At 41.8% G+C, this 20,049-nt stretch carries 26 protein-coding genes and 1 pseudogene; 15 read left to right on the top strand and 12 right to left on the bottom strand.

Annotated features, from left to right (window positions below; translation table 11 throughout):
- Positions 1-5: 5 nt before the first annotated feature.
- From VFC49_RS04535 to VFC49_RS04525, 3 genes are all read left to right on the top strand, one after another.
- Positions 6-509 (top strand): Hsp20/alpha crystallin family protein, encoded by a 504-nt coding sequence (locus tag VFC49_RS04535; RefSeq protein WP_324736362.1) that lies wholly within the window; start codon positions 6-8, stop codon positions 507-509.
- 77 nt (positions 510-586) lie between these two features.
- Positions 587-3,001: a CDC48 family AAA ATPase gene (locus tag VFC49_RS04530; RefSeq protein ID WP_324736361.1), complete on the top strand. Its 2,415-nt coding sequence runs from the start codon at positions 587-589 to the stop codon at positions 2,999-3,001.
- Between the two features lie 78 nt (positions 3,002-3,079).
- Entirely contained in the window at positions 3,080-3,787 is a 708-nt protein-coding gene (locus VFC49_RS04525; RefSeq protein ID WP_324736632.1) for a 2,3-bisphosphoglycerate-dependent phosphoglycerate mutase, read from the top strand.
- Between the two features lie 32 nt (positions 3,788-3,819).
- On the opposite strand, the gene VFC49_RS04520 is transcribed toward VFC49_RS04525, so the two are convergent.
- Positions 3,820-3,966, bottom strand: a complete 147-nt coding sequence (locus tag VFC49_RS04520) for a hypothetical protein (RefSeq protein WP_324736360.1) — start codon at positions 3,964-3,966, stop codon at positions 3,820-3,822.
- 146 nt (positions 3,967-4,112) lie between these two features.
- Between VFC49_RS04520 and VFC49_RS04515 the strand changes: the two genes are divergently transcribed.
- Entirely contained in the window at positions 4,113-4,514 is a 402-nt protein-coding gene (locus VFC49_RS04515; protein ID WP_324736359.1) for a M67 family metallopeptidase, read from the top strand.
- On the opposite strand, the gene mobB is transcribed toward VFC49_RS04515, so the two are convergent.
- Both mobB and VFC49_RS04505 read right to left on the bottom strand, forming a co-directional pair.
- On the bottom strand, positions 4,501-5,229 hold the full coding sequence (gene mobB, locus VFC49_RS04510; protein WP_324736358.1) for a molybdopterin-guanine dinucleotide biosynthesis protein B: 729 nt from the start codon (positions 5,227-5,229) through the stop codon (positions 4,501-4,503). The two genes, VFC49_RS04515 and mobB, sit on opposite strands and share 14 nt — an antisense overlap.
- Positions 5,230-5,234: 5 nt before the next feature.
- Positions 5,235-5,447 carry an LSm family protein gene (locus VFC49_RS04505; RefSeq protein ID WP_013467542.1) on the bottom strand — a complete coding sequence of 71 codons (213 nt, stop codon included), beginning with the start codon at positions 5,445-5,447 and terminating at the stop codon, positions 5,235-5,237.
- Positions 5,448-5,510: 63 nt separating this feature from the next.
- Here VFC49_RS04505 and VFC49_RS04500 point away from each other — a divergent pair, with 63 nt between their 5' ends.
- Positions 5,511-6,335 carry a hypothetical protein gene (locus tag VFC49_RS04500; protein ID WP_324736357.1) on the top strand — a complete coding sequence of 275 codons (825 nt, stop codon included), beginning with the start codon at positions 5,511-5,513 and terminating at the stop codon, positions 6,333-6,335.
- Between the two features lie 70 nt (positions 6,336-6,405).
- Here the strand turns inward: VFC49_RS04500 and VFC49_RS04495 are convergent, their stop codons facing one another.
- Together VFC49_RS04495 and VFC49_RS04490 are read right to left on the bottom strand one after the other, a co-directional pair.
- Positions 6,406-7,152, bottom strand: a complete 747-nt coding sequence (locus tag VFC49_RS04495) for a 6-hydroxymethylpterin diphosphokinase MptE-like protein (protein ID WP_324736356.1) — start codon at positions 7,150-7,152, stop codon at positions 6,406-6,408.
- Entirely contained in the window at positions 7,152-7,607 is a 456-nt protein-coding gene (locus VFC49_RS04490) for a Mut7-C RNAse domain-containing protein (protein ID WP_324736355.1), read from the bottom strand. The genes VFC49_RS04495 and VFC49_RS04490 overlap by 1 nt, the downstream gene beginning before the upstream one ends.
- A 47-nt stretch (positions 7,608-7,654) precedes the next feature.
- On the opposite strand from VFC49_RS04490, the gene VFC49_RS04485 reads away from it, so the two are divergent.
- From VFC49_RS04485 to VFC49_RS04470, 4 genes are all read left to right on the top strand, one after another.
- Positions 7,655-8,053: a HEPN domain-containing protein gene (locus VFC49_RS04485; RefSeq protein ID WP_324736631.1), complete on the top strand. Its 399-nt coding sequence runs from the start codon at positions 7,655-7,657 to the stop codon at positions 8,051-8,053.
- A gap of 2 nt (positions 8,054-8,055) precedes the next feature.
- Positions 8,056-8,412, top strand: coding sequence for a nucleotidyltransferase domain-containing protein (locus VFC49_RS04480; protein ID WP_324736354.1), 357 nt, complete (start codon positions 8,056-8,058; stop codon positions 8,410-8,412).
- 34 nt (positions 8,413-8,446) lie between these two features.
- Entirely contained in the window at positions 8,447-9,193 is a 747-nt protein-coding gene (locus VFC49_RS04475) for an MBL fold metallo-hydrolase (protein WP_324736353.1), read from the top strand.
- 167 nt (positions 9,194-9,360) lie between these two features.
- Positions 9,361-10,119: a hypothetical protein gene (locus VFC49_RS04470; protein WP_324736352.1), complete on the top strand. Its 759-nt coding sequence runs from the start codon at positions 9,361-9,363 to the stop codon at positions 10,117-10,119.
- Here VFC49_RS04470 and VFC49_RS04465 read toward each other — a convergent pair.
- Positions 10,109-10,564 (bottom strand): protein-tyrosine phosphatase family protein, encoded by a 456-nt coding sequence (locus tag VFC49_RS04465; protein WP_324736351.1) that lies wholly within the window; start codon positions 10,562-10,564, stop codon positions 10,109-10,111. The two genes, VFC49_RS04470 and VFC49_RS04465, sit on opposite strands and share 11 nt — an antisense overlap.
- Positions 10,565-10,673: 109 nt before the next feature.
- Between VFC49_RS04465 and VFC49_RS04460 the strand changes: the two genes are divergently transcribed.
- On the top strand, positions 10,674-11,396 hold the full coding sequence (locus VFC49_RS04460; RefSeq protein WP_324736350.1) for a DUF2202 domain-containing protein: 723 nt from the start codon (positions 10,674-10,676) through the stop codon (positions 11,394-11,396).
- Between the two features lie 66 nt (positions 11,397-11,462).
- Here VFC49_RS04460 and VFC49_RS04455 read toward each other — a convergent pair whose 3' ends face one another.
- From VFC49_RS04455 to VFC49_RS04440, 4 genes are all read right to left on the bottom strand, one after another.
- Positions 11,463-11,696: a DUF4405 domain-containing protein gene (locus tag VFC49_RS04455; RefSeq protein ID WP_013467533.1), complete on the bottom strand. Its 234-nt coding sequence runs from the start codon at positions 11,694-11,696 to the stop codon at positions 11,463-11,465.
- 4 nt (positions 11,697-11,700) lie between these two features.
- The gene (locus tag VFC49_RS04450; protein WP_324736348.1) at positions 11,701-12,495 is read right to left on the bottom strand and encodes a hypothetical protein; all 795 of its coding nucleotides are present in this window, start codon (positions 12,493-12,495) and stop codon (positions 11,701-11,703) included.
- An 85-nt stretch (positions 12,496-12,580) separates the two neighbouring features.
- The gene (locus VFC49_RS04445) at positions 12,581-13,258 is read right to left on the bottom strand and encodes a carbon-nitrogen hydrolase family protein (protein ID WP_324736347.1); all 678 of its coding nucleotides are present in this window, start codon (positions 13,256-13,258) and stop codon (positions 12,581-12,583) included.
- Positions 13,255-13,944, bottom strand: coding sequence for a carotenoid biosynthesis protein (locus VFC49_RS04440; RefSeq protein WP_324736346.1), 690 nt, complete (start codon positions 13,942-13,944; stop codon positions 13,255-13,257). The genes VFC49_RS04445 and VFC49_RS04440 overlap by 4 nt, the downstream gene beginning before the upstream one ends.
- 118 nt (positions 13,945-14,062) lie before the next feature.
- Here VFC49_RS04440 and VFC49_RS04435 point away from each other — a divergent pair, with 118 nt between their 5' ends.
- From VFC49_RS04435 to VFC49_RS04425, 3 genes and pseudogenes are all read left to right on the top strand, one after another.
- Positions 14,063-14,815, top strand: coding sequence for a DUF2202 domain-containing protein (locus VFC49_RS04435; protein ID WP_324736345.1), 753 nt, complete (start codon positions 14,063-14,065; stop codon positions 14,813-14,815).
- 105 nt (positions 14,816-14,920) lie between these two features.
- Positions 14,921-15,483: pseudogene (locus VFC49_RS04430) on the top strand (nitroreductase family protein).
- A gap of 101 nt (positions 15,484-15,584) precedes the next feature.
- Positions 15,585-16,703 carry an MFS transporter gene (locus VFC49_RS04425; RefSeq protein WP_324736344.1) on the top strand — a complete coding sequence of 373 codons (1,119 nt, stop codon included), beginning with the start codon at positions 15,585-15,587 and terminating at the stop codon, positions 16,701-16,703.
- Positions 16,704-16,719: 16 nt separating this feature from the next.
- Here the strand turns inward: VFC49_RS04425 and VFC49_RS04420 are convergent, their stop codons facing one another.
- Entirely contained in the window at positions 16,720-17,394 is a 675-nt protein-coding gene (locus VFC49_RS04420) for a DUF257 family protein (RefSeq protein WP_324736343.1), read from the bottom strand.
- A gap of 401 nt (positions 17,395-17,795) precedes the next feature.
- Positions 17,796-18,416: a class I SAM-dependent methyltransferase gene (locus tag VFC49_RS04415; protein ID WP_324736342.1), complete on the bottom strand. Its 621-nt coding sequence runs from the start codon at positions 18,414-18,416 to the stop codon at positions 17,796-17,798.
- 71 nt (positions 18,417-18,487) lie between these two features.
- Between VFC49_RS04415 and VFC49_RS04410 the strand changes: the two genes are divergently transcribed.
- Both VFC49_RS04410 and VFC49_RS04405 read left to right on the top strand, forming a co-directional pair.
- Positions 18,488-19,201: a class I SAM-dependent methyltransferase gene (locus VFC49_RS04410; protein ID WP_324736341.1), complete on the top strand. Its 714-nt coding sequence runs from the start codon at positions 18,488-18,490 to the stop codon at positions 19,199-19,201.
- Positions 19,198-20,028: a hypothetical protein gene (locus tag VFC49_RS04405; RefSeq protein WP_324736340.1), complete on the top strand. Its 831-nt coding sequence runs from the start codon at positions 19,198-19,200 to the stop codon at positions 20,026-20,028. The genes VFC49_RS04410 and VFC49_RS04405 overlap by 4 nt, the downstream gene beginning before the upstream one ends.
- The last annotated feature ends 21 nt before the right edge of the window (positions 20,029-20,049 follow it).

Raw genomic sequence — 20,049 nt, 5'->3', positions numbered from 1 at the left:
GAGGTATGGTGAGAAGGGTGAGAAGGTGGGACATCTGGGATCCGTTTGACATAATGAGAGAGATTCAGGAGGAAATTGACAGCATCTTCAACGAGTTCTTCAGAGGCCCAAGGCTCTGGAGCTACAGAAGATGGAGCGAGCCAGAGTATTTTGAGGAGAGAATTGAAGGGGTCTGGAGAGAGCCGTTCGTTGACATCTTTGACAACGGCAACGAGTTCATAATCACAGCTGAGCTCCCAGGTGTAAGGAAAGAAGACATTAAGGTTAGGGTAACTGATGACGCTGTCTATATTGAAGCTCAAGTAAGGAGAGAGAAGGAACTTGAGAGAGAAGGGGCAATAAGGGTTGAAAGGTACTACAGCGGTTACAGAAGAGTCATCAGACTTCCAGAGGAAGTTATTCCGGAGAAAGCAAAAGCAAAGTACAACAACGGCGTCCTTGAGATCAGGATTCCAAAGAAGCACCCAACAAAGAAGGAAGGAGAAGGATTTGAGGTTAAAGTGGAGTGAAGGAGTTTCATTTTTTCAGATTTTTGTTTTAGCTACTCACGATCATCTGCTCATCAAAAAGAAGTGAGGTGGTGTTAATGGCAGATAAAAGGGAAATTAAGCTTAAGGTTGCTTCCGCTTACCAGAGAGACGTTGGTAGGGGGATAGTTAGGATTGATAGAAAGGCTATGCGCACAATTGGCGTTCAACCAGGTGATATAGTAGAGATAATTGGGACAAAGAACACAGCGGCAGTTGTCTGGCCAGCATATCCAGAGGACGAAGGATTGGACATCATCAGAATGGACGGTACAATCAGAAAGAACGCGGGGGTTGGACTTGGAGACGAGGTAACTGTAAGAAAGGCTGAGGTCAAAGAGGCAAAGAAAGTTGTCTTGGCTCCAACGGAGCCAATCAGATTTGGAGCAGACTTCGTTGACTGGCTACACTCAAGGCTCATTGGAAGACCAGTGGTTAGGGGGGACTACATCAAGATCGGCGTCCTTGGACAGGAGCTTACCTTCGTTGTAACAGCAACAACACCAGCCGGAATCGTCCAGATTACAGAGTTCACAGACTTCACAGTTAGTGAAAAACCGGTTAAAGAGGTTGCAAAGACCGTAGCATTGGGAGTTACCTACGAGGACATCGGTGGCCTTAAGGATGTAATCCAGAAGATCAGGGAGATGATTGAACTCCCGCTTAAGCACCCAGAGATCTTTGAAAAGCTTGGAATTGAGCCGCCTAAGGGAGTTTTGCTCTACGGTCCACCGGGAACAGGTAAAACCCTGCTCGCAAAGGCTGTTGCAAATGAAGCAAACGCTCACTTTATAGCCATCAACGGTCCGGAAATCATGAGTAAATACTATGGAGAAAGCGAGGAAAGACTGAGGGAAGTCTTCAAGGAGGCTGAAGAAAACGCTCCGAGCATAATCTTCATTGACGAGATTGATGCAATAGCTCCAAAGAGAGGCGAGGTTACTGGAGAGGTTGAGAAGAGAGTAGTTGCACAGCTCTTGGCATTAATGGATGGTCTCAAGAGCAGAGGAAAGGTCATTGTCATAGGTGCAACTAACAGACCTGATGCAATTGATCCAGCTCTGAGAAGACCTGGAAGGTTTGATAGAGAAATTGAAGTTGGTGTTCCAGACAGACAAGGAAGAAAGGAAATCCTCCAGATTCACACAAGGGGGATGCCAATTGAGCCGGAGTTCAGGAAGAGCGATGTTAAGAGAATCTTGGAGGGACTTAGAAGAGATGAGAGGTTCAGAGATGTCATTGATAAAGCAATAGTGAAAGTCGAGAGGGCCAAGGATGAAAAGGAGATCCAAGATATCCTCAAGAGACTCGATGAGAGGCTTTACGATGAGGTCAAGCACCGCTTGATTGATGCACTGCTTGAAGAGCTCGCAGATAAGACGCATGGATTTGTTGGAGCAGACTTAGCAGCATTGGCGAGAGAAGCTGCAATGGCAGCTTTGAGGAGACTTATCAAAGAGGGTAAGATTGACTTTGAGGCGGAGCACATTCCAAAGGAAGTACTGGAGGAGCTGAAAGTTACTAAGAGAGACTTCTATGAGGCATTGAAGATGATTGAGCCATCAGCACTCAGAGAAGTACTCCTTGAGATTCCAAATGTAAGATGGGACGACATAGGTGGGCTTGAGGAGGTTAAGGAGGCTTTGAGAGAGGCAGTTGAGTGGCCGCTCAAGTATCCTGAGGCATTCCAAGCATTGGGAATTAACCCACCAAAGGGAATCCTCCTTTACGGACCGCCGGGAACAGGTAAAACGTTGTTAGCTAAGGCAGTGGCAACGGAGAGCGAGGCTAACTTCATTGGAATCAGGGGTCCAGAAGTTTTGAGCAAATGGGTTGGTGAGAGCGAAAAGAACATCAGGGAAATCTTCAGGAAGGCAAGGCAGGCTGCACCAACGGTGATATTCATTGACGAAATTGATGCTATAGCACCAAGAAGAGGAACCGACGTGAACAGAGTGACAGACAGACTAATCAACCAGCTCCTCACGGAGATGGACGGTATCGAAGAGAACAGTGGGGTTGTTGTTATTGCGGCAACTAACAGACCTGATATCTTGGATCCAGCTTTGCTCAGGCCTGGAAGGTTTGACAGGTTAATCTTAGTCCCAGCACCAGACGAAAAAGCAAGATACGAGATATTCAAAGTCCACACAAGAAAAATGCCCTTATCTGAAGACGTCGACCTCAAAGAGTTGGCCAAGAAAACAGAGGGCTACACAGGTGCAGACATCGCAGCGGTCTGCAGAGAGGCGGCAATGAACGCAATGAGGAGAGCACTCAAGGAAGGGATTATCAAGCCAGGCGTTAAGATGGATGAAGTTAAGCAGAAAGTCAAAGTTACAATGAAGGACTTCGAAGAAGCGCTGAAGAAAGTTGGGCCAAGTGTTAGCAAGGAAACGATGGAGTACTATAGGAAGATAGAGGAGCAGTTCAAGAAGGGCAAGACAAACACTCAAAGAAGAGACGTATTCTGATTCTCCTCTTAATTTAATTTTGTGGGTTACTTCAAAACCCTTTTAACCTTTCTCTCGAATTTTTGTTAGGTGGATTTAATGGCATTATTGGTTTTAGTCAGACATGGCGAAAGCTTGTGGAACAAGCTGAACATTTTTACAGGCTGGGTGGATATTCCTTTAAGCGAAAATGGTATTCAAGAGGCATTAAAGGCTGGCGATCTTCTGAAGGATTACAAGTTTGATGTGATTTTTACTTCTGAGCTTGTGAGAGCTATTCAGACGGCAATGCTGATAATGAGCAGAAACAAGCACGGAGTTGCAAAGATTGAACATGAAAATGGAATGATGAAGGAATGGGGTACTGTTTACGGAGAACACGGAAGAAATTACATTCCTGTTTATAAGGCTTGGCAGCTTAATGAGCGTTATTACGGAAAGCTCCAAGGCTGGAACAAGGATTATGCAAGAAAGGTTTATGGGGATGAACAAGTTCTGCTCTGGAGGCGAAGCTATGACATAGCACCACCGGGAGGGGAGAGTTTAAAAGATACCGCTAAGAGAACGATACCTTACCTAAAAGAAAGAATAATCCCAGAGCTTGAGAAAGGTAAGAATGTCTTGGTTTCAGCCCATGGAAACAGTCTAAGGTCAGTTGTAATGCATATTGAAAATCTCACAAAGGAGGAGGTGCTTAGACTCAATATACCTACGGGGATACCCTTAATTTATGAGTACAAAAACAGGGAGCTCATTAGGAAAGGGTATCTTACAGAAAAGGGCTTTATAAATAAGCTGATTAGATAAAAAAGTGGGGAGAAGAAGGCAAAAGCGGAGCGTTATATGATCTCAACTTCGACTTTAACTGCTCCAATCATTCTTATCTTCCTTCTCGCAATTTCAACAGCTTTTTCAAAGCTGTTTACAACCACAATTTCCTCTTCTGGAAGCGAATTTGGTTTGTAGTAGACTATTCTTGCCAGCATGCTTTCACCCTCCTGTATATCACCATTAGTGTTATGACATTGCAGTCCTCATTTGATGAGTGTGTCAAATATTTAAACGTTTTTGTATTAAAACGATCATTAATGAACAGAAAAACTTAACTGTCATTGACGAAAAATGAACATCCATGAGGCTGATCATCAAATATGAACATCTATTCATGATTTTAGAGAGGGCTAAGGAAAGCAAAATTGAGATATGCGGTTTCCTGTTGGGAAAACAACAAAATGATGTCATCGTCGTTAAAGAAGTTATTTTCACAAAGAACAAGCTGAATTCTCCAACCGCTTTTGAAATAAATCCTCTTGAGATTGTTGAGGTTCTTGACTATGCAGATGAGAAGAACCTTGAGCCTGTAGGAATCTTTCACTCCCATTTATGCAAACCTATTCCCAGCGAGAGGGATATTAGGGGAATGAAGCTCTGGAGAAATGTATGGCTTATCGTGGACAACAAAGGGAATTATGGGGCGTTCATCTTAAAAGACGGGAAAATTAAGGAGGTGGAAGTTGAGGTTATTCGATCTTGATCTCGATCTTTCCGTCTCTGTATCCCTTCATCGAGGAAAGCAGACCTCTTATTGTTTTCTCCACCATTTCCTGCACCCAGTCCTTCATTGGAAGAGTCTTTCCATCAATCTTGACAACAACTTTTGGCTTCGAGCTTATGACCTTACAGTCGTTGAGAGTTTTTTCGCCTTTAATGATGAACTTTGCCATCTCATAGCATGTGAATCCGCACATATGGCAGTCAATGTTGGGGAGCATGAATGCTTTTTTCTCAATCAAGTCAGCGAGCTTCTCTGGTTCTTCAAAAGCGTTTATTATTGGCAAACCATCAATCCTTCCCCTCTCTTCATTGGCTATAATCCCACTCACGGCTATGGCAAGCCCCTCGTTCAGCTCTTCGACATCCCTCCCATCCCTGGCACAGATAATCTTAGGTACGTGCTTTATGTCCTTAAATCCTTCAAGTAAAAGGAAATCCACTTCCGGCATAACTGAGAAGAATGCATTTATATCATCTGCTTTGAACAGAAGAGCATCGGTATCTTGGGCTTTAACGAGGACATAGTCTGCCATCTGCCTGAACTTCCATGTATCACTTCCCTCCTTGTCAAGATCTGCATGCATGCTTTTTGCTATGCCTATTTTGTAACCCCTCTCTTTTAGCACTTTAGCAACCCTTTGTAAACTTGCAGTCTTTCCGCTCTTTTTATATCCCACAAATGCAACAGCTTTCATATTTATCACTCCATGAGCATTATCCAGCTCACATCGTCAATTCTGACTAAAAGCTGCTTTCCCTTGTTTCCAACAACATCTGTAACATCTTCGAGGAGGAGAGACTCTCCGTCAAATTCCCTGAGAATCCCGATGAATGAATGCTCTCCATTAACTGCCAGCGCGATTTTCCTATCTTTCCACTTTTTTAAGGTCTCGTCAAGTAGGGGTTCACTCATAATTGCTCACCTATCATGCAAAAGTCTATAAGCCTTTTTATCCTTTCCGTTTCTGGTGATCACATGAGGTTTGCAACTAAAAATGAGGCTGTGAAAGATGCCTTCATTAACGAACTGAAAAATAATGGGATAAGATTTAAAGTTAAAGAAAGGCTCAGCTATGAAACTTTTATTGGCTACATGATTGAGGGGACTCTCGAAGAGATTAGAGCACAGATCGATGCTCTAAGTGGTGAGGAAAAAGAGGTCATCGTGAGGGGGTTTCAGTCGTTTAAGGAGCAAATCCTCCATGCACTTGAGCACTTAAAAGAAGGAGAGACCTTTGAGACTCTGCTGAGCGAAGGCTATTGGATGGGGGATATAATAGACCAGCTCATGAAGAATTCTGCTCTGGATATTAGGGAGAACAAGGTAAAGCTGAAGGAGGGGATTGATGCCACAAAGCTAAAATTTCAATTCCGCTTCCCTTATGAATTGGCAAAGCAGGTTGATGTCATCGAAAAAGTTGCAAAGCAGTTTGCTTTTATCGATTTAGTTCCTGAGTGGGAGATTGAGATAAAGGAACTCAGAATTGAAAGGGTAAATCAAGCCCTGCAGATTGCGGCAAAGTATTTCCCAGAAAAAGATGTAATGAATGTATACTTCGCTTTGATTGGGAAATCAATAGTTGCCAACGAAATTCTGAAAGCTCTTAGAAATGAAAAAGTCCCTGTAGATGTTATCATTAAGGAGTTTTTGAGGATATTTCCATTTGAAATTCCAACGGAAAAAGGTGTGATGGTAATCAATGCAACCGAGAAGTCTCTCTACAGCATTCTGAGGGAGCTCGAGAAGGTTGGGTATATTGACATAAAGGGGAACAAAGTCAGAAAGATCAAGGAACTGTGATCTTAAAAGCGGTCTTAGCGATGATGACACTTTGACCATCTGATACGTGATGAGTACGGGAGTGGCTGAGCTATCTTTCAATGTAGCATTCAGATATCGCATAATCAATTGGATGACACACTATACGCTTTATCTTCGCCCTTCCATTCTTTTTCAGCCACTCTAAGAGCTTCTGGGCAAATTCAAACTTTTTCCTTTTGGACTCCCAGATATGTGTGTGTTCCTTTAGATGTGGCTTGCTCCACTTTCCAACAACATCCCCAAAATCAAATCCAACCAAAACTATTTCTTTTGCTCCAAATTCTTCTGCCAGGAAGACGGCTCTATCTCCATCAGTAAAGCCGCCGAAGTTGTAAACTATGTCTAAAGGTTCTGTCTGGCATGTTCCGAGAACTTTTTCAAGCTGTGGGACGTATTCTTTTAGTTTCTCAATGTTGTCTCCATGGGCATGCACCACAATGTATGCCCCAAGTATGTCAGCTCTCTTTATGTCTTCAAAACATCCGTCAAGATCTGTAACGACGATGTCTGGGACTAATCCAAACTCTAAAAGCGCAGAAGTTGCCCCGTCTGCAGAAATCTTAATCCCATCTTTAAATGACAGGTACTTCAAAGCAAGCTCCAAACTTGGCCCAGCTCCAAAAATGTACACCTTTTTGCTTTCAATCATTTCTCTCAGATAATAGGGTTTTATGTAGTTTTTGTTCTTGAGGAGCAAATCCTGAAGTATTCTGGCTGATTCCCTGTCCTTTTCTATATCATAGCCCATTATCTGAACAATCTCGTTATAAAAGGGCTCCCATTCTTCAAACCTCATTAACTTCCCCTCAATCTCTTGTCTATTTTTACCATCTCCTCCCATTGTCTTCCAGGCCAGTAAATTTGGCCGCATTTAGTGCAGATATAGAATTCGTTGTATTTCTCGTAGACTCTTGGGGGAACCCTATTTTTTATTTTCTCTTTGGATATTTCCTTTATCAGTCCATTACACTTTGGACATCTTGCATTCTCTGGAAACAGCTCATTAAATGTGAATCCAAGCTTCATGAGCTGTTTTATCTGCTCTTCAAATTTATTTGAGCTTATCAGAATGGCATTTTTTGCTCTCTTTGCCAGCTCCTCGTCTCTTGTAAGAATTATTCTCCCCTCTTTTTTAGCAATCTCAATGATTTCGTCATCATCTTTAACCCCATACACTGTATCATAGCCGTAAAGTCTTAACCACCTTGCTAAGCGGCCAAGCATCATATCAGCTATAAGCTTTGGCTTCATTTTAACCAAAAGTTATTAAGATTTAGAAGTTAAAAGCCATTTTGGTGATGTTATTGCACTACGAGGAGATTGAGATTCTGAAGAGGAGGGCAAAGGCACTTTGGGAATCTGGGGAATATTTATTTAAGAAGGGCGAATATGACATAGCATCTTTTAACTTCGAACAAGCTGTTCAGCTTGAATTGAAGGCGGTTCTACTTGAATATACCGGAGAGAAACTTAAAACTCATTCAATTCGACTTTTACTTGAAGCACTGGGAGAAGCATTTGGAAAGGAAGAGAAAGTTAGGGAATTCATACGGAAGCACAGAAATGATATTAAGGCATTAGAAGATGCGTATATAGACACAAGATATGAGCCTGTTGTGTACAAAGATTATGATGCCGAAGCTATAAAAGCTGCGGCTGAACTAATTCTTCAATTTGTGAGGGATCTGGTGGGATAAATATGGTCAGCATAAGATCTTGGTTGCTTAAAAAGGGAAAGCAAAGGTACGAGATGATAAAAAATTACAAACACTACCTTCCCCTGATAAAAAGAGCATGTGAAGAAATTTTGGGTGAATGCGAGGTGTATGTATTTGGTAGCGTGCTTGAAGGAAGGTTTACGGCTGGAAGTGATGTTGATATCTTAATAAAAGTTAAAAAAATGCCTGAAAACGTAAAACAAAGAGCGTCTATCATTGTTAAGATAGAGGAAAAAGCTGGTTTGCCCTATGATCATCCTTTTGAGCTTCACTTAGTTGATGAAAACGGCTTTGAGTGGTATGTAAAAGCACTGAAGACTAAACTAAGAAAGATTTAAATAACTATTTCATGGTCATGAAATAGGTGATTTAATGATAGTCTATTTCATAGGGACAGGAGGATCCGAAGGGATTCCAGCCCACCTCTGCACGTGTAAAACCTGTGAAGAAGCTCGTAGATTAGGTTTTGCTCAAAGAAAGCCCTCAACACTGGCGGTAATAACCAAAAACAACGAAGCGATTTTGATTGATGTAGGGACCGACATAAGAGATCTCCTCCATGTTCCTCTAAAGGCAATCCTTCTCACACACTGGCACCATGATCACATCTATGGACTGTATAAGCTCAGATGGATAGCACAAGAAACGGAGCTCTACGCTCCTAAGGGTCATGCGGACGCATTAATTCTAAATGATCCCAAAAACTTAAAGCCGAAGACAATTAAGGCTGGTGATGTCCTAAAAATTGACTCACTGAAAATCACTGCTCTCAGGCTGAATCATGAAATTGAGACTTTGGGTTTTTTAATCGAAGAGGATGGAAAGAGGTTTGCCCTGCTTTATGACACAAAAGGAATACCTCCAGAAACTATGGCTATTTTAAGGGAGAAATCCCCGGATGTTGCCGTTGTTGATGCTACCTATGCCCCAGGTGTTGATGATCCATATCACAATAACGTTGATGAAGGAGCTGAAGTTGGAAGTGAGATTGCAGAGGATGTGTATCTTTCACATATTTCACATAAAAACATGCCTTTTCTCCAGCTCTTGGCGTATGTTAAAAAAAGATATGGGAACAAAGTTAAGGTTGCTTATGATGGATTAATAGTCAATATTTGAATTTTTTGCCCTAATCCTTATGCTGATCGATTTTTTAAAATTTAAAATGAATTTTTGATATCCGGTTTAATTTTCGCATATCTTTTAAGTGATTGAAGTTATTTTTACAAAAAGTTTTTTTATCCTTAGAAACTGCAGTTCTATTAAGAGAGATGTAGGTGAGGCAGATGATGGTTAAAACTCTGTATAACGAGTTGGATGAAGTTATGGGCGGAGGATTGTCACAAGGTTCTGCAATGGCAATATTATATGACACATATTCATTTGCACAGTACTTTGCATTGCACATTCTTGCAAAAAGGATCAAAAAAGGCGATTTGGGAATAATCTCAAACTACAGCTATCCCATCGGCAGGCTCATAAGAGGAGCTCAATTCGCGGGTTTGGACTTGGTTTCTGAGGGAAAAGAGGGAAATCTCTTCGTTATAGATTACTTCTCATCAAGATACGGTATTATGCCACGGTACCCATTCGTGTATACCTTTTCAGGTCATGTCGGAGAGGAAACACTTAATCCAAAGACATTCCTGATATATCAAGAAAAAATCCTTCCAAACTTGGGTGATAGGCTGCTGGTTAGGGTCATATACACTCTTGATGGACTGGCGTTTTTCTTTGGAGAGAACACTGCACTAAAGCTGCTATACTTTGATTTGGCAAAGTTCATGGATATGTTTCCTAATTCTGTAACGATTCTCTTGGTGAATAAAGATGCCGTCTCCAAGCATTTTGTTGCAAGGGTTGTTGATATAAGTGATTATGTAATCGATTTCAAGAGTCAGGTGACCAAAAAAGGTATGGTTGAAGACGTAATTATATCAAAAGCCCTAACACCAGAATTCAGTCCGGAGATATTCGAGTTCCTTATCGGAGAGACAAAGGAAGAAAAAGGTGGCAAATTCTCATTTAAAAAGGTTACCCAGTAACTCCCTTTAGGTATCTTTCAAACTTCCTGAGGATGTCCATCTGGCTCCAAGTTTCGACTGCTGAGGGCTTAAGTGAACGAACCCTTGTAAGGGCATCTCTCAGGCTCAAACCCTGAGAATACATTAAATAAGCAACTGCAATTGTTCCGCTTCTCCCACTTCCTCCAAAGCAGTGAATCAGGACTTTCTTTCCATCTTTAGCTTTTTCATCTATCCATCTGACGATATTGATCAGTTGCTCCAGTGTAGGAGCTGAGAAATCCTCAATGGGACTGTAAAGGACTTCCACCCCATGTTTTTCCCACTCCTTCAAATCATAGTAGAGCTCATATTCGTATGTAAGCACCACAACGGCTTGGAACTCCTTTGCAAGTTCTGCAATCTCTTCAGGATATGGCATAGGGGAAAAGGCAACCTTGTCGGTTATGAACTTTGGAACGACCATTTGAATCACCCCTCAGTGTTCTTCTCTTGTAGACAGAATTTTAACTTTTTGTTGGAAGTAAAGAAATCCTTTTAAGTTCCAGGGATAATTTACTTAATTGGGGATTAAAATGAGAAAGCTACTGGCATTGTTTGTTATCATGATCTTGCTTGGAGTAGTGAGCTCTTCTGGCTGTATAGGGGAAACAAAGACCGAAACTGCAACGGTAACTGATACAATTCCTTTAACCGCTGACACAAATGGCAATGTAAATACCCAGGAGCTGCAGTCTTACATTGAGTCCTTACCGGCTGGAGAGCTAACTGAAGCTGAAAAGGATGGTCTTCTGTATATGGTTGAGGAAGAAAAGCTCGCTCATGATGTTTACACTAAACTCTACGAAAAGTGGGGATTGCAGATATTCAGCAATATTGCCAAAAGTGAAACAACCCATGTTGAGTCCGTTAGGATGCTGCTTAAGAAGTACAATTTGCCCGATCCAACAGCAGATTCAAAGATAGGAGAGTTCAAAAATAAAAAGCTCCAAGACTTATACAACAAACTGATAGAGCAGGGCATGAAGAGCGAAATTGATGCTCTAAAAGTTGGTGCCCTAATAGAGGAAGTCGATATCATCGACCTCCAAGAAAGGATCGCGGAAACGAATAAGCTTGACATAATAACAGTATATGAGAACCTTATGATGGGCTCAAGAAATCACCTCAGGGCATTTGTAAGTCAACTGAAGAACAGAGGAGTAACGTACGAGCCACAGGTTTTGCCGAAGGATGAATATGAACAAATAATCAGCAGTCCAATGGAAAAGGGTCAAGGAATGGGTGGAAAACCCTAATTTTGGCTTTCAATTTAATCTTTTTGGATTTCTCAGAATATGGACAAATATTGAAAAGAAATTAAATTACTTCTTGAACATCCTCCGGAAGTAGGTTTTCATAGCTCCCCAGTTAAGTGCCAGGTGCACGAAAGAGAGACCGAAGAACATGAAGCCGACATAAGAATGTATTGTATCTGCCGTATCAACGGGCAGGTTTATTCCATATTGCACTGCCAGCGGGGCAACAAGGAGTATTACCCCTGTTATCCCCGTGATGAGCCATGTAACGAAAAGCGCAAGAGAGACCCACATCCTCATATCATCACCCCTTGGTGTATTTATGTCCATTTACGATGATTTCGCTGGCAACGAGTTTGCCATTCTCTTCAGTTGCGACTATTTTGACATTTTCTCCGACCTTTAGAACTTCTCCGAGCATAACTTTCCATTGATACTCCTCTCCGTATTCATCGTGCCATCTGCCTTTTATGTAGACGGTTGTATTGCCAACAACCACGTATTTACCATTAAGGTTAATTTCCTTTACAATCCCCGTTATATTAAAGACATTTGTTGCAAGCAGTTCTTCAGGATTTGAGGTACTTACATTAACATTTTCTGGAGGTGTACCAATGTAGAACTTCACTGTTACCCTCTCTTCCGTTCCGTATGGACACCCGGTTCCGTATTTGAAGACAATGTCAATGCTTCCGTTGCCAAGGACTTTTACAATGTACTGTTTGAAAGCGGTGTAAGGATCTTTAAGTTCCGTCTTGGTTTCTTTGACGATTTCAACATTCTTCAAGTTTTCAGCCACTATCTTCCAGTCTGAATATGGGCACGGCTGGGCATGCTTGAACTTTACGGTGACATTTAGGGTGACCTCTTTACCAGCATTTGGAACATAGGCTTCACCCGGAACAACGCAGAGCATATCCGAGCCAGTATGCGATGTAACATAGCCCACATAAATGACACCCCCTACTGTGATGTTTTCTGAAGGTGCTTTCGGAACGGGAGAAACTTCACTGCTTTTTTTCAGTGACCAGTTTACGATAAACGGCATTGAAGCAAACACTATGAACAGTATCCATGCTACAACTATTCCCCGTTTCATGGTACAGAAGTGTGAAATTGAAAATTTTAAACTTTTAGGTTATGTCTCCAACCAATATTGATTGAAAATAGAACCCTAAATGGAATCAAATTTTTACCACCAGAATTTCTTTCCCCTTGGATGATGTCAGAAGCTTTCCATTTTCATCAAAGATCCATGTGCCGCCGAAGCTGCCCCAGTGGCCGTATGAGTTAACTATAAAAGTCTTGGCTCCTAATAGCTTAACCCTTCTGCTCATGCACTCAATCTCTTCTTCTAAATTAAAATTGCCCCATGGAGAGCGGTCCATTGGTACAAATATATAGTCGGGTTTTTTGCGTTTGATCCACTTGGCTATTCTCTTATTGTAGAGGTCGCCGCAGATTATTATTGCCACCTTACCAAACTCTGTTCTTGCGGTCCTTACTGTGTTGCCAGTGCAGAACTTCATTGGCTCCTGAAACTTGCGATGCTTTAAGATAACCTCACCTTCTCGGTTGAAGAGCAGCGCAGAGTTGTAAACGCAACGCTTGTATGGCTCAAGAAGACCGAGTATTACATAGACAGAGTTCTCCTTTGCAAGTGCGCTCACCCTGTCTACAATCTCATCATAGAGCTCTGCTCCGCTGAAGTCCCACTCATCAAAGCCTGTGAGGCAGTACTCTGGGAAAACCATGATGTCAGGGCTGTGCTCCAGCGCCTTCTCGAACCTCCTTTTAAACTCCTTCCAGTTGGCATCAAAGTTCCCAGCTTCAACTTTCATTGGAATTAGAGCCACCCTCATTTCATTCGCCTCCATAAATACAGCGGAAGAATCACAGCTAAAGAGATCAAAAATGCAATTTCTGTAGGAAACCTTACGCTCTGTGGGGCATAAATCATGAATGTTAACATTTCCAGAAGATAAATCGGAGGGCCGAGCTTTAAAAGCGCATCCTCAACTTCAACCCTTGAAAAACGTTCATACAGGTAGAAAAACATCAATGATACCACAAACCAGCCCAGATAATTTGTCCACGGGATTCCGAACCAGTTTATGGCTGTTGTTCTCTTCCAGATCCAGGCTTTCCAAGAGGTCATTATTGGGTCAACAGAGAGATCAATAATGACCATCAGAAGAGCAGCAAAAAGGAGTCTCTTACTCCAGTTCCTGAAGAAATAGCTTGCTGTTAGATATGCAACTGCTCCAAAAATTCCCCACGCAAAGGGGACAAACAACCCAACACCAAAAACTTGGGGTCTCAAATTTACGTATTCATAGCATCCGAAAGGTAAGCATGCATGTGTGCCGACAATTTCAGCTGAAAACCCAACTATTAACGCCCAGAGAAGAAGTTTAGGAAGAGATTTCCAGGCTCTTTGAGACAATATTGCAAAAGCAAAAAGATAGAGAAGAAGGTACACAGGCGACTTTTTCATTATATTTGCAAGAACAATGAATATCAAGGCGATTTTGGTACCAGCTTTCATAGCTAAACCTTCTATGTTTGAGAATATAAGGATATTGTCTAATTCTGTGAACCAAAAGATTTATAAAGTCGAACTACATATGTAATATTAAAGTTACATATGGATGGAGGTCGTGAACATGAAAAAGAAATTGTTTGGTCTGATGCTGGTTGGAGTTATGCTGCTTACAATAGCGGCTGGCTGTTTAACCACCACAGAAACAATCACTCAGACAATAACGGTCACCAAAACTGCAACTCAGCAACCGACAAATCTTGAAAATGCTGGTGCTGGAGGCGGAGCGGTTACAACACCTGCAGGCTATCAAGCAGTTGCTGATCTGGTTAGTTCATATCCGGTTGAAGAGCTTACGCAAGATGAGATTGATGGAATCCTCTGGATGCGTGAGGAGGAGAAGCTTGCAAGGGACGTTTACTTGACGCTTTATGAAAAGTGGGGATTGCAGATATTTTACAACATCGCCACAAGGAGCGAGCAGACGCATATGGACATGGTGCTGGCTTTGATCGAGAAGTATAATCTAACTGACCCCGTTGGAGACAACGGCATCGGCGAGTTTACAAATCCAGAGATTCAAGCCCTTTATGACAAGCTCGTCGCTGAGGGGAGCAAAAGTGTTGAGGATGCCCTAAAAGTTGGAGCCCTTATAGAGGAAGTGGACATTAAAGACCTTGAAGAATGGCTCGCAAAGAGCGACAACGAAGATATAAAGTTCGTTTATGAGAACCTCATGATGGGCTCAAGAAATCACCTCAGGGCATTCGTCAGAACCCTTGAGAACTATGGCATAGCATACCAGCCTCAGGTGCTGCCTCAGGATCAGTATGAGCAGATAATAAATACACCAATGGAAATGGGACACATTGGATGATCGTTGCTTCTCTTTCTTAACTTAATTATTTTCAATAGCTACTTGAAGCATGACATTACCGTTATTGTTTTATCTTTGAGTTATTGAGGAACTTATGGTGATTGGATGAAAGTTTTGGAGCTTGCAAGAAGAAGAAAGACTGTAAGAAAGTTCCTCCCAGAGAAACCTCCTTTTGAAGATATCTTGAAGGCAATAGAGGCTGCAAAAGAGGCCCCATCTGGTATGAATGCCCAGCCGTGGCATTTTGTAATTGTAGATGATCTTTGGATTAAGGAGAGGGTTAGAGAAGTATGTGAGATTGAAGAGAAGAAGTTCTATGAAAAAGTAAGCGGAAAGCTTGGAGAGTGGCTTAAAGAGAAGGGATTCTCACCAGAAAAGCCTTTTTAAGTGAAGCGCCTTATCTTATCCTCGTCTTCGGTTATACCAAAGCCCCGTATTGGCTGCACTCAACGTGGATTGCTGTGGGTTACCTCCTTCTTGCACTGGAAGAACTTGGTTTGGGAACTGTGACATACACACCGCCAAATCCAAGAGCTGTGGAAAAGCTACTCAATGCTCCCAAAGAATACAAGCTTCAAGTAATCCTTCCAGTTGGCTATCCTGCAGATCCAAAGCCGAAATATGAAAGAAAGAAGCTGGAAGAAGTTGTCAGTTTTAATGGGTTTTAATTGATTTTAAGTTTTTTCTGACTTCCTTTCCATAAAGGGTAAGACTTTCAAAAGAAAAAATAAAATAGCAAAGTGTTTAAAACTCTCTAAAGGAGAGCAAAATGAACAGAAATCTCTCCTTAATTACGCTTTCAAACATAATATTAGTTTTCTCGAATGCGCTCTGGATTATGTACATCCAGTACTTTCTTCTCGATTTGGGAATTAGCAAAACTCAAATAGGCTTAATTTTTACCCTTGCACTTTTGATGAGAGCCTTTGGGAACATTATTGGAGGTAAAATAGCTGACATACTCGGATATAAACGAACTTTGCTCATAGGATATGGCATTTATGCTTTTCCCCCACTATTAATTCTACTCCATAATACCCTCCTTGTGTCTTTGGTTTATCCGCTTATGAGTCTTGGCTCTGGTATTGGCATACCAGCAAAGTCTCTCTTCATAGTGGAGCAAGCTCAAAGGAGAAAAGGCTTAACTTATATGCTCGTTCAAAGAGTATTGCCTTCCATTCCTCCAGCATTGACGGCTCCAGCAGGTGCCAAGCTCTATGAGATGGGTAAATACGATGTTGCTGTCTTCATGGGCTTTCTTGGTTTGTTAATTTCTCTCCTTTTGCTGGTATTTTTGGAAGACACCAAGAGACAACGAGTTCAAAATTCATTTAACTTTAACCTTTTAAGATCAAAATCTTTCACAGCTTTACTCTTCTTATACTCCCTTAATGCATTCTCCACCGAAGCAGTGCAATGGATTGTCCCGCTTTACCTGAGAGAACTTGGATATTCTGTCCTTGATTACGGATTCCTAATTTCAGCTCAAACGCTGGTAATAGCATTTGGAGGAACCTTTGCTGGTATTTTTGTGGACAGATTTGAACCTGTCAATGCTTTGAGTTTGAGCTATTTGGTTGTTGCAACATCTCTTTTGGCATTTTCACTTGGAAAAGGCTGGATTCTTGTTTTGGCTTATTTAGCATGGAAAGCTTTTGGAATGGTTGGCTTTGCTGCTCTCCCATTGATAATTGAAAAATACTTCAAAGATATGAGGGCGTCAGCATTTGGAACCATCAATGCAATGACAACACTAATTTCAATTCCGGCACCAGCTTTTGGTGGGTTTTTACTGGGCTCTGGAGCTGGAGTGCCTTTTGTATTTAAAGCTATTACAAACTTCTTCTGTTTTGTTCTGGTTAAAGTCTCTCTAAGTAGGGAAGAATAGAAGTTTAAAAGAAAATTTAAAGCTTAATCTTAAACCCTTCAAGCTCCGCATTAATAGCCTTTGCAACGGTAACATAGACATAAGGTTCTATATCCTCCTCTTTTCTTGCTCTTTCCACCCTTATCACGGTGGTTGCAAGTTCCTCTAAAAGCGGAATTAAATAGCGGGAGCTGTTCTCCAGCACATCAACATTTACAAAATAAAACGCTATTCTATTTATGGCTCCCGTGTATTTGATTAAGAGATCAATTACCATGAGCCCCTCAAACTTGGATTCTGCAAGAAGCAGAAGTTTTGAGAGCCCCAATACTATAACTATACCAGATTGATTTTGAACTTTCCGGAGGTATTCACTGTAAAATCCCTCAAAATCTTTGAGGAGTTTGGGGATATCATTTGCTGGAAGCCTTTTCAACACGTTTCCAACGTTGAGCCTGCCCCCAATTTTAACCACTGATGCGTTGTCAATGATGCCGGTGTCAACTCCGGCAAGCTTGAGCTGGGTTTTGTAGAGATATAACGTATCAAGGACATCAATAATCATTATTGAGTGTCCTCTTTTCTCAGCCCAGCTGATTAGATAGTGAAATCCTTTGTAAGGAAGCACCAGAGAATCATATTCAGCCAAAATGCTCTCTCCTGGGGCAAGGGACTCCCAAAGCCTGATAAGGTTTTCCACGCCATTATCCACGAATACCACCCTTATATTCTGTCTTATCTTTTGATTTATTAGTTTTTTGAAGATGGAAATTGAAATGAACGAAAATTCGAAGAAATTTAACCCAATATTTCAAAATGATATCAATGTCTCCAAAGCAGCTTTGACTAAGAGTCTTTCAGCTCTTTTTAGTTTTCTATTTCCGAATCCGACCCAAAGTAGGGATTTAGGACATAGATTTTCTTCCCTTTGTACTCACCGACAAAAGCTCGACGAACATAAGTGCACTCTTCTTTAAGTTCCGCATCATTCAGCAATTGCTTGGCATAATTTGCGGCGATATCTGTGAAGACTATTAAATACTTCTCGTAAGGTTCTTTTTCAGTTTTGCCTCCTGTGGGTTTATTATTTCACGACCTTTTCCGAGCCACATCTCAACCACCTTCAATGACCATTAAAAATGCTTCATAAAACTCTCCATGCGTCTTTGTCTTTCCAACGGTGATATCCTTAGCGATTTTCAGTTCATTCTTTTGTGCAAATGTTCTGATTTTTTCTCTAAGTCCATCTATGTCAAAATCGCCGATAATAATCTTTCCATCTTGACTCAATATTTCAAGCGCTTTCTCCAGAAAAGGCTTTGGCTCATAGTCGTGAAGCGTGTAGAGAAAAACAATGAAGTCAAATTCTTCTCCGAGCTTAACCTCTAAGAAATCGCCATATAAAAACTCAGCTTTCCTGGTGATTCTGTCTCTCAAACGGTTGCAGAAATCTACTAATTCCTGACTCTTATCAATACCCATAACTTTTTCAACTTCCTCTTTAAGTGCTATCCTGAACGTCAAAATCCCAAGACCACAACCGACGTCAAGAATTTTCCCTTTAACCTCTTGGACTATCCAATCCGTCAATTTTCTCCTAACCTTAAGCTCATCTCTGTATGCTGGATATCTAACTAACATACTGCTGACGAGCCAGTAAAGCTCCTCTTCACTCCCGCCAGCTTCATAAAAAACTTTGAGGGCTTCATCGTAGTAGAGTTTGAGGAATTCCACTCAAGTCCACCTCTTCTAACTAATCCAAAAGAGTTTTAAAACTTTCTCATGTAGTAATTTCGGGTGAAGCTATGTTCAGAAACCTCGGCTGCACATTTGAGCCAACCTATAAGGAAAAGCTCTGGATGTATGATCCAAGAACTGAAGTTGGAAAAAAGAGAATGGAAAAGCAGAAAGAACTGCTTGAAAGGTTTCTCCCAATAAAAAGCGGCAAAGCTTTGGACATCGGCTGTGGCATGGGAATCTCGACCTTTGCTCTCGAAGAGCTGGGATTTGAGGTTGTTGGAATCGATGTCCAAGAAGAACTCGTGGAAAAGGCAAAAGCAATCGCAAAGGAGCTCAGATATAAAGCAGAGTTCCGGATTATGGACGCCAAGAAGCTCGATTTTCCTGATGAAAGCTTTGACCTGGTTGCGCTTTTGGGAAATTCTCTACCCCACCTGAGTGTTTATGATTTCGATAAGATTGTCCAAGAGGCTTTCAGGGTGCTAAAGCCAAATGGCATCTTATTTGTTGACTATGCGGACTGGGTTAAGCTTTTGCATGAGGGCTATAAGCACGTGCTCGTTGAGGAGCCGTTTATCCAGTTCCACGTTTCCCTCAACACCGTGAAAGGACAGGTAGAGCGGCTTTTCATTAACCTTGAGAAGGGCTACTTCTTCAGGGTGAAAATTAACATCTGGTCACCGTGGATTGTGGAGTTCATCCTTAGAAAAGTCGGTTTTGAAGTGGAAACGCACTATCTGGGGACTTTTAGTGTTGTAACTGTGGGGGCCAAACCATGAAAACCTACACCTTCGGAAAAGAAACCGTTCCAGTAGCTGGAATATCTATGGAAGATGGCATTTTAATCATTGGTAGCGTGAAGAATGAGAACTACAATATTATGCTCATCAAATTGAACTATGAAGAGAAGCTTGAGTGGTTCAAGCTCTTTGGCGGCAAAGATGACTGGGAGGGGCATTCGATAGCCAAGGTGGACGATGGCTACCTCATAGGCGGCGCTGTTGAAGGAATAGCTACTCCAGACGGCGGGGAGAGCTGGAAGGCTTACCTTGCAAAGGTAGATGGGAATGGAAACAAAATCTGGGAGAGGAAGTACCGCATTCTGGGCAACGAGTGCGTGTATTCCATAGTCCCCCTTAGTAACGGTGTTCTTCTGGGCGGTGAAGCCTCGGACGGCAGCAAAAGGAGCTTTTTTCTAATGAAAACAGACCTTATGGGTGATCTGCTCTGGAAGAGAACGCTCGGTACATGGGAGGATGCAATTTTTGGAGGCATTATTAAGGGTAAAAGAGGCTTCAATCTGATAGGGAGCGTGAAAGATACTGGCTGGAGTGTAATAGCTTTTGAGCTTGATAGGGAAGGAAATACACTCGGAGAAAAACACCTTGGAGAAGGAATAGCCCTTGATGTCACGGATTTAAACGGCAAAATTCTCATTACGGGCGACAAGAACGGGGAGTTCTGGATTTCTCTAATTGGAGAGTGGGAAGCAACGCTCGGAGAGGGTACTGGAACGGCAATTCAAATCCTCAATGACGGAATACTTGTTGGTGGAGAACTCAACGGGATGCCATTGTTGCCAAGCTGGACTTTGATGGAAAGTTAGTCTGGAAAAAGGAACTCTGGG

The sequence above is a fragment of the Thermococcus sp. SY098 genome (genome assembly GCF_035621495.1).
In the GTDB taxonomy this organism is placed as follows: Archaea; Methanobacteriota_B; Thermococci; order Thermococcales; family Thermococcaceae; genus Thermococcus_B.
The sequence above is the reverse complement of the archived record's forward strand: the minus strand, read 5'-3'. Positions and strand labels throughout refer to the sequence as shown.

Coding starts and splice junctions, on each gene's coding strand:
- VFC49_RS04535 (WP_324736362.1), top strand. CDS start 6: ATGGTGAGAAGGGTGAGAAGGTGGGACATCTGGGATCCGTTTGACATA.
- VFC49_RS04530 (WP_324736361.1), top strand. CDS start 587: ATGGCAGATAAAAGGGAAATTAAGCTTAAGGTTGCTTCCGCTTACCAG.
- VFC49_RS04525 (WP_324736632.1), top strand. CDS start 3,080: ATGGCATTATTGGTTTTAGTCAGACATGGCGAAAGCTTGTGGAACAAG.
- VFC49_RS04520 (WP_324736360.1), bottom strand. CDS start 3,966: ATGCTGGCAAGAATAGTCTACTACAAACCAAATTCGCTTCCAGAAGAG.
- VFC49_RS04515 (WP_324736359.1), top strand. CDS start 4,113: ATGAGGCTGATCATCAAATATGAACATCTATTCATGATTTTAGAGAGG.
- mobB (WP_324736358.1), bottom strand. CDS start 5,229: ATGAAAGCTGTTGCATTTGTGGGATATAAAAAGAGCGGAAAGACTGCA.
- VFC49_RS04505 (WP_013467542.1), bottom strand. CDS start 5,447: ATGAGTGAACCCCTACTTGACGAGACCTTAAAAAAGTGGAAAGATAGG.
- VFC49_RS04500 (WP_324736357.1), top strand. CDS start 5,511: ATGAGGTTTGCAACTAAAAATGAGGCTGTGAAAGATGCCTTCATTAAC.
- VFC49_RS04495 (WP_324736356.1), bottom strand. CDS start 7,152: ATGAGGTTTGAAGAATGGGAGCCCTTTTATAACGAGATTGTTCAGATA.
- VFC49_RS04490 (WP_324736355.1), bottom strand. CDS start 7,607: ATGAAGCCAAAGCTTATAGCTGATATGATGCTTGGCCGCTTAGCAAGG.
- VFC49_RS04485 (WP_324736631.1), top strand. CDS start 7,655: ATGTTATTGCACTACGAGGAGATTGAGATTCTGAAGAGGAGGGCAAAG.
- VFC49_RS04480 (WP_324736354.1), top strand. CDS start 8,056: ATGGTCAGCATAAGATCTTGGTTGCTTAAAAAGGGAAAGCAAAGGTAC.
- VFC49_RS04475 (WP_324736353.1), top strand. CDS start 8,447: ATGATAGTCTATTTCATAGGGACAGGAGGATCCGAAGGGATTCCAGCC.
- VFC49_RS04470 (WP_324736352.1), top strand. CDS start 9,361: ATGATGGTTAAAACTCTGTATAACGAGTTGGATGAAGTTATGGGCGGA.
- VFC49_RS04465 (WP_324736351.1), bottom strand. CDS start 10,564: ATGGTCGTTCCAAAGTTCATAACCGACAAGGTTGCCTTTTCCCCTATG.
- VFC49_RS04460 (WP_324736350.1), top strand. CDS start 10,674: ATGAGAAAGCTACTGGCATTGTTTGTTATCATGATCTTGCTTGGAGTA.
- VFC49_RS04455 (WP_013467533.1), bottom strand. CDS start 11,696: ATGAGGATGTGGGTCTCTCTTGCGCTTTTCGTTACATGGCTCATCACG.
- VFC49_RS04450 (WP_324736348.1), bottom strand. CDS start 12,495: ATGAAACGGGGAATAGTTGTAGCATGGATACTGTTCATAGTGTTTGCT.
- VFC49_RS04445 (WP_324736347.1), bottom strand. CDS start 13,258: ATGAGGGTGGCTCTAATTCCAATGAAAGTTGAAGCTGGGAACTTTGAT.
- VFC49_RS04440 (WP_324736346.1), bottom strand. CDS start 13,944: ATGAAAGCTGGTACCAAAATCGCCTTGATATTCATTGTTCTTGCAAAT.
- VFC49_RS04435 (WP_324736345.1), top strand. CDS start 14,063: ATGAAAAAGAAATTGTTTGGTCTGATGCTGGTTGGAGTTATGCTGCTT.
- VFC49_RS04425 (WP_324736344.1), top strand. CDS start 15,585: ATGAACAGAAATCTCTCCTTAATTACGCTTTCAAACATAATATTAGTT.
- VFC49_RS04410 (WP_324736341.1), top strand. CDS start 18,488: ATGTTCAGAAACCTCGGCTGCACATTTGAGCCAACCTATAAGGAAAAG.
- VFC49_RS04405 (WP_324736340.1), top strand. CDS start 19,198: ATGAAAACCTACACCTTCGGAAAAGAAACCGTTCCAGTAGCTGGAATA.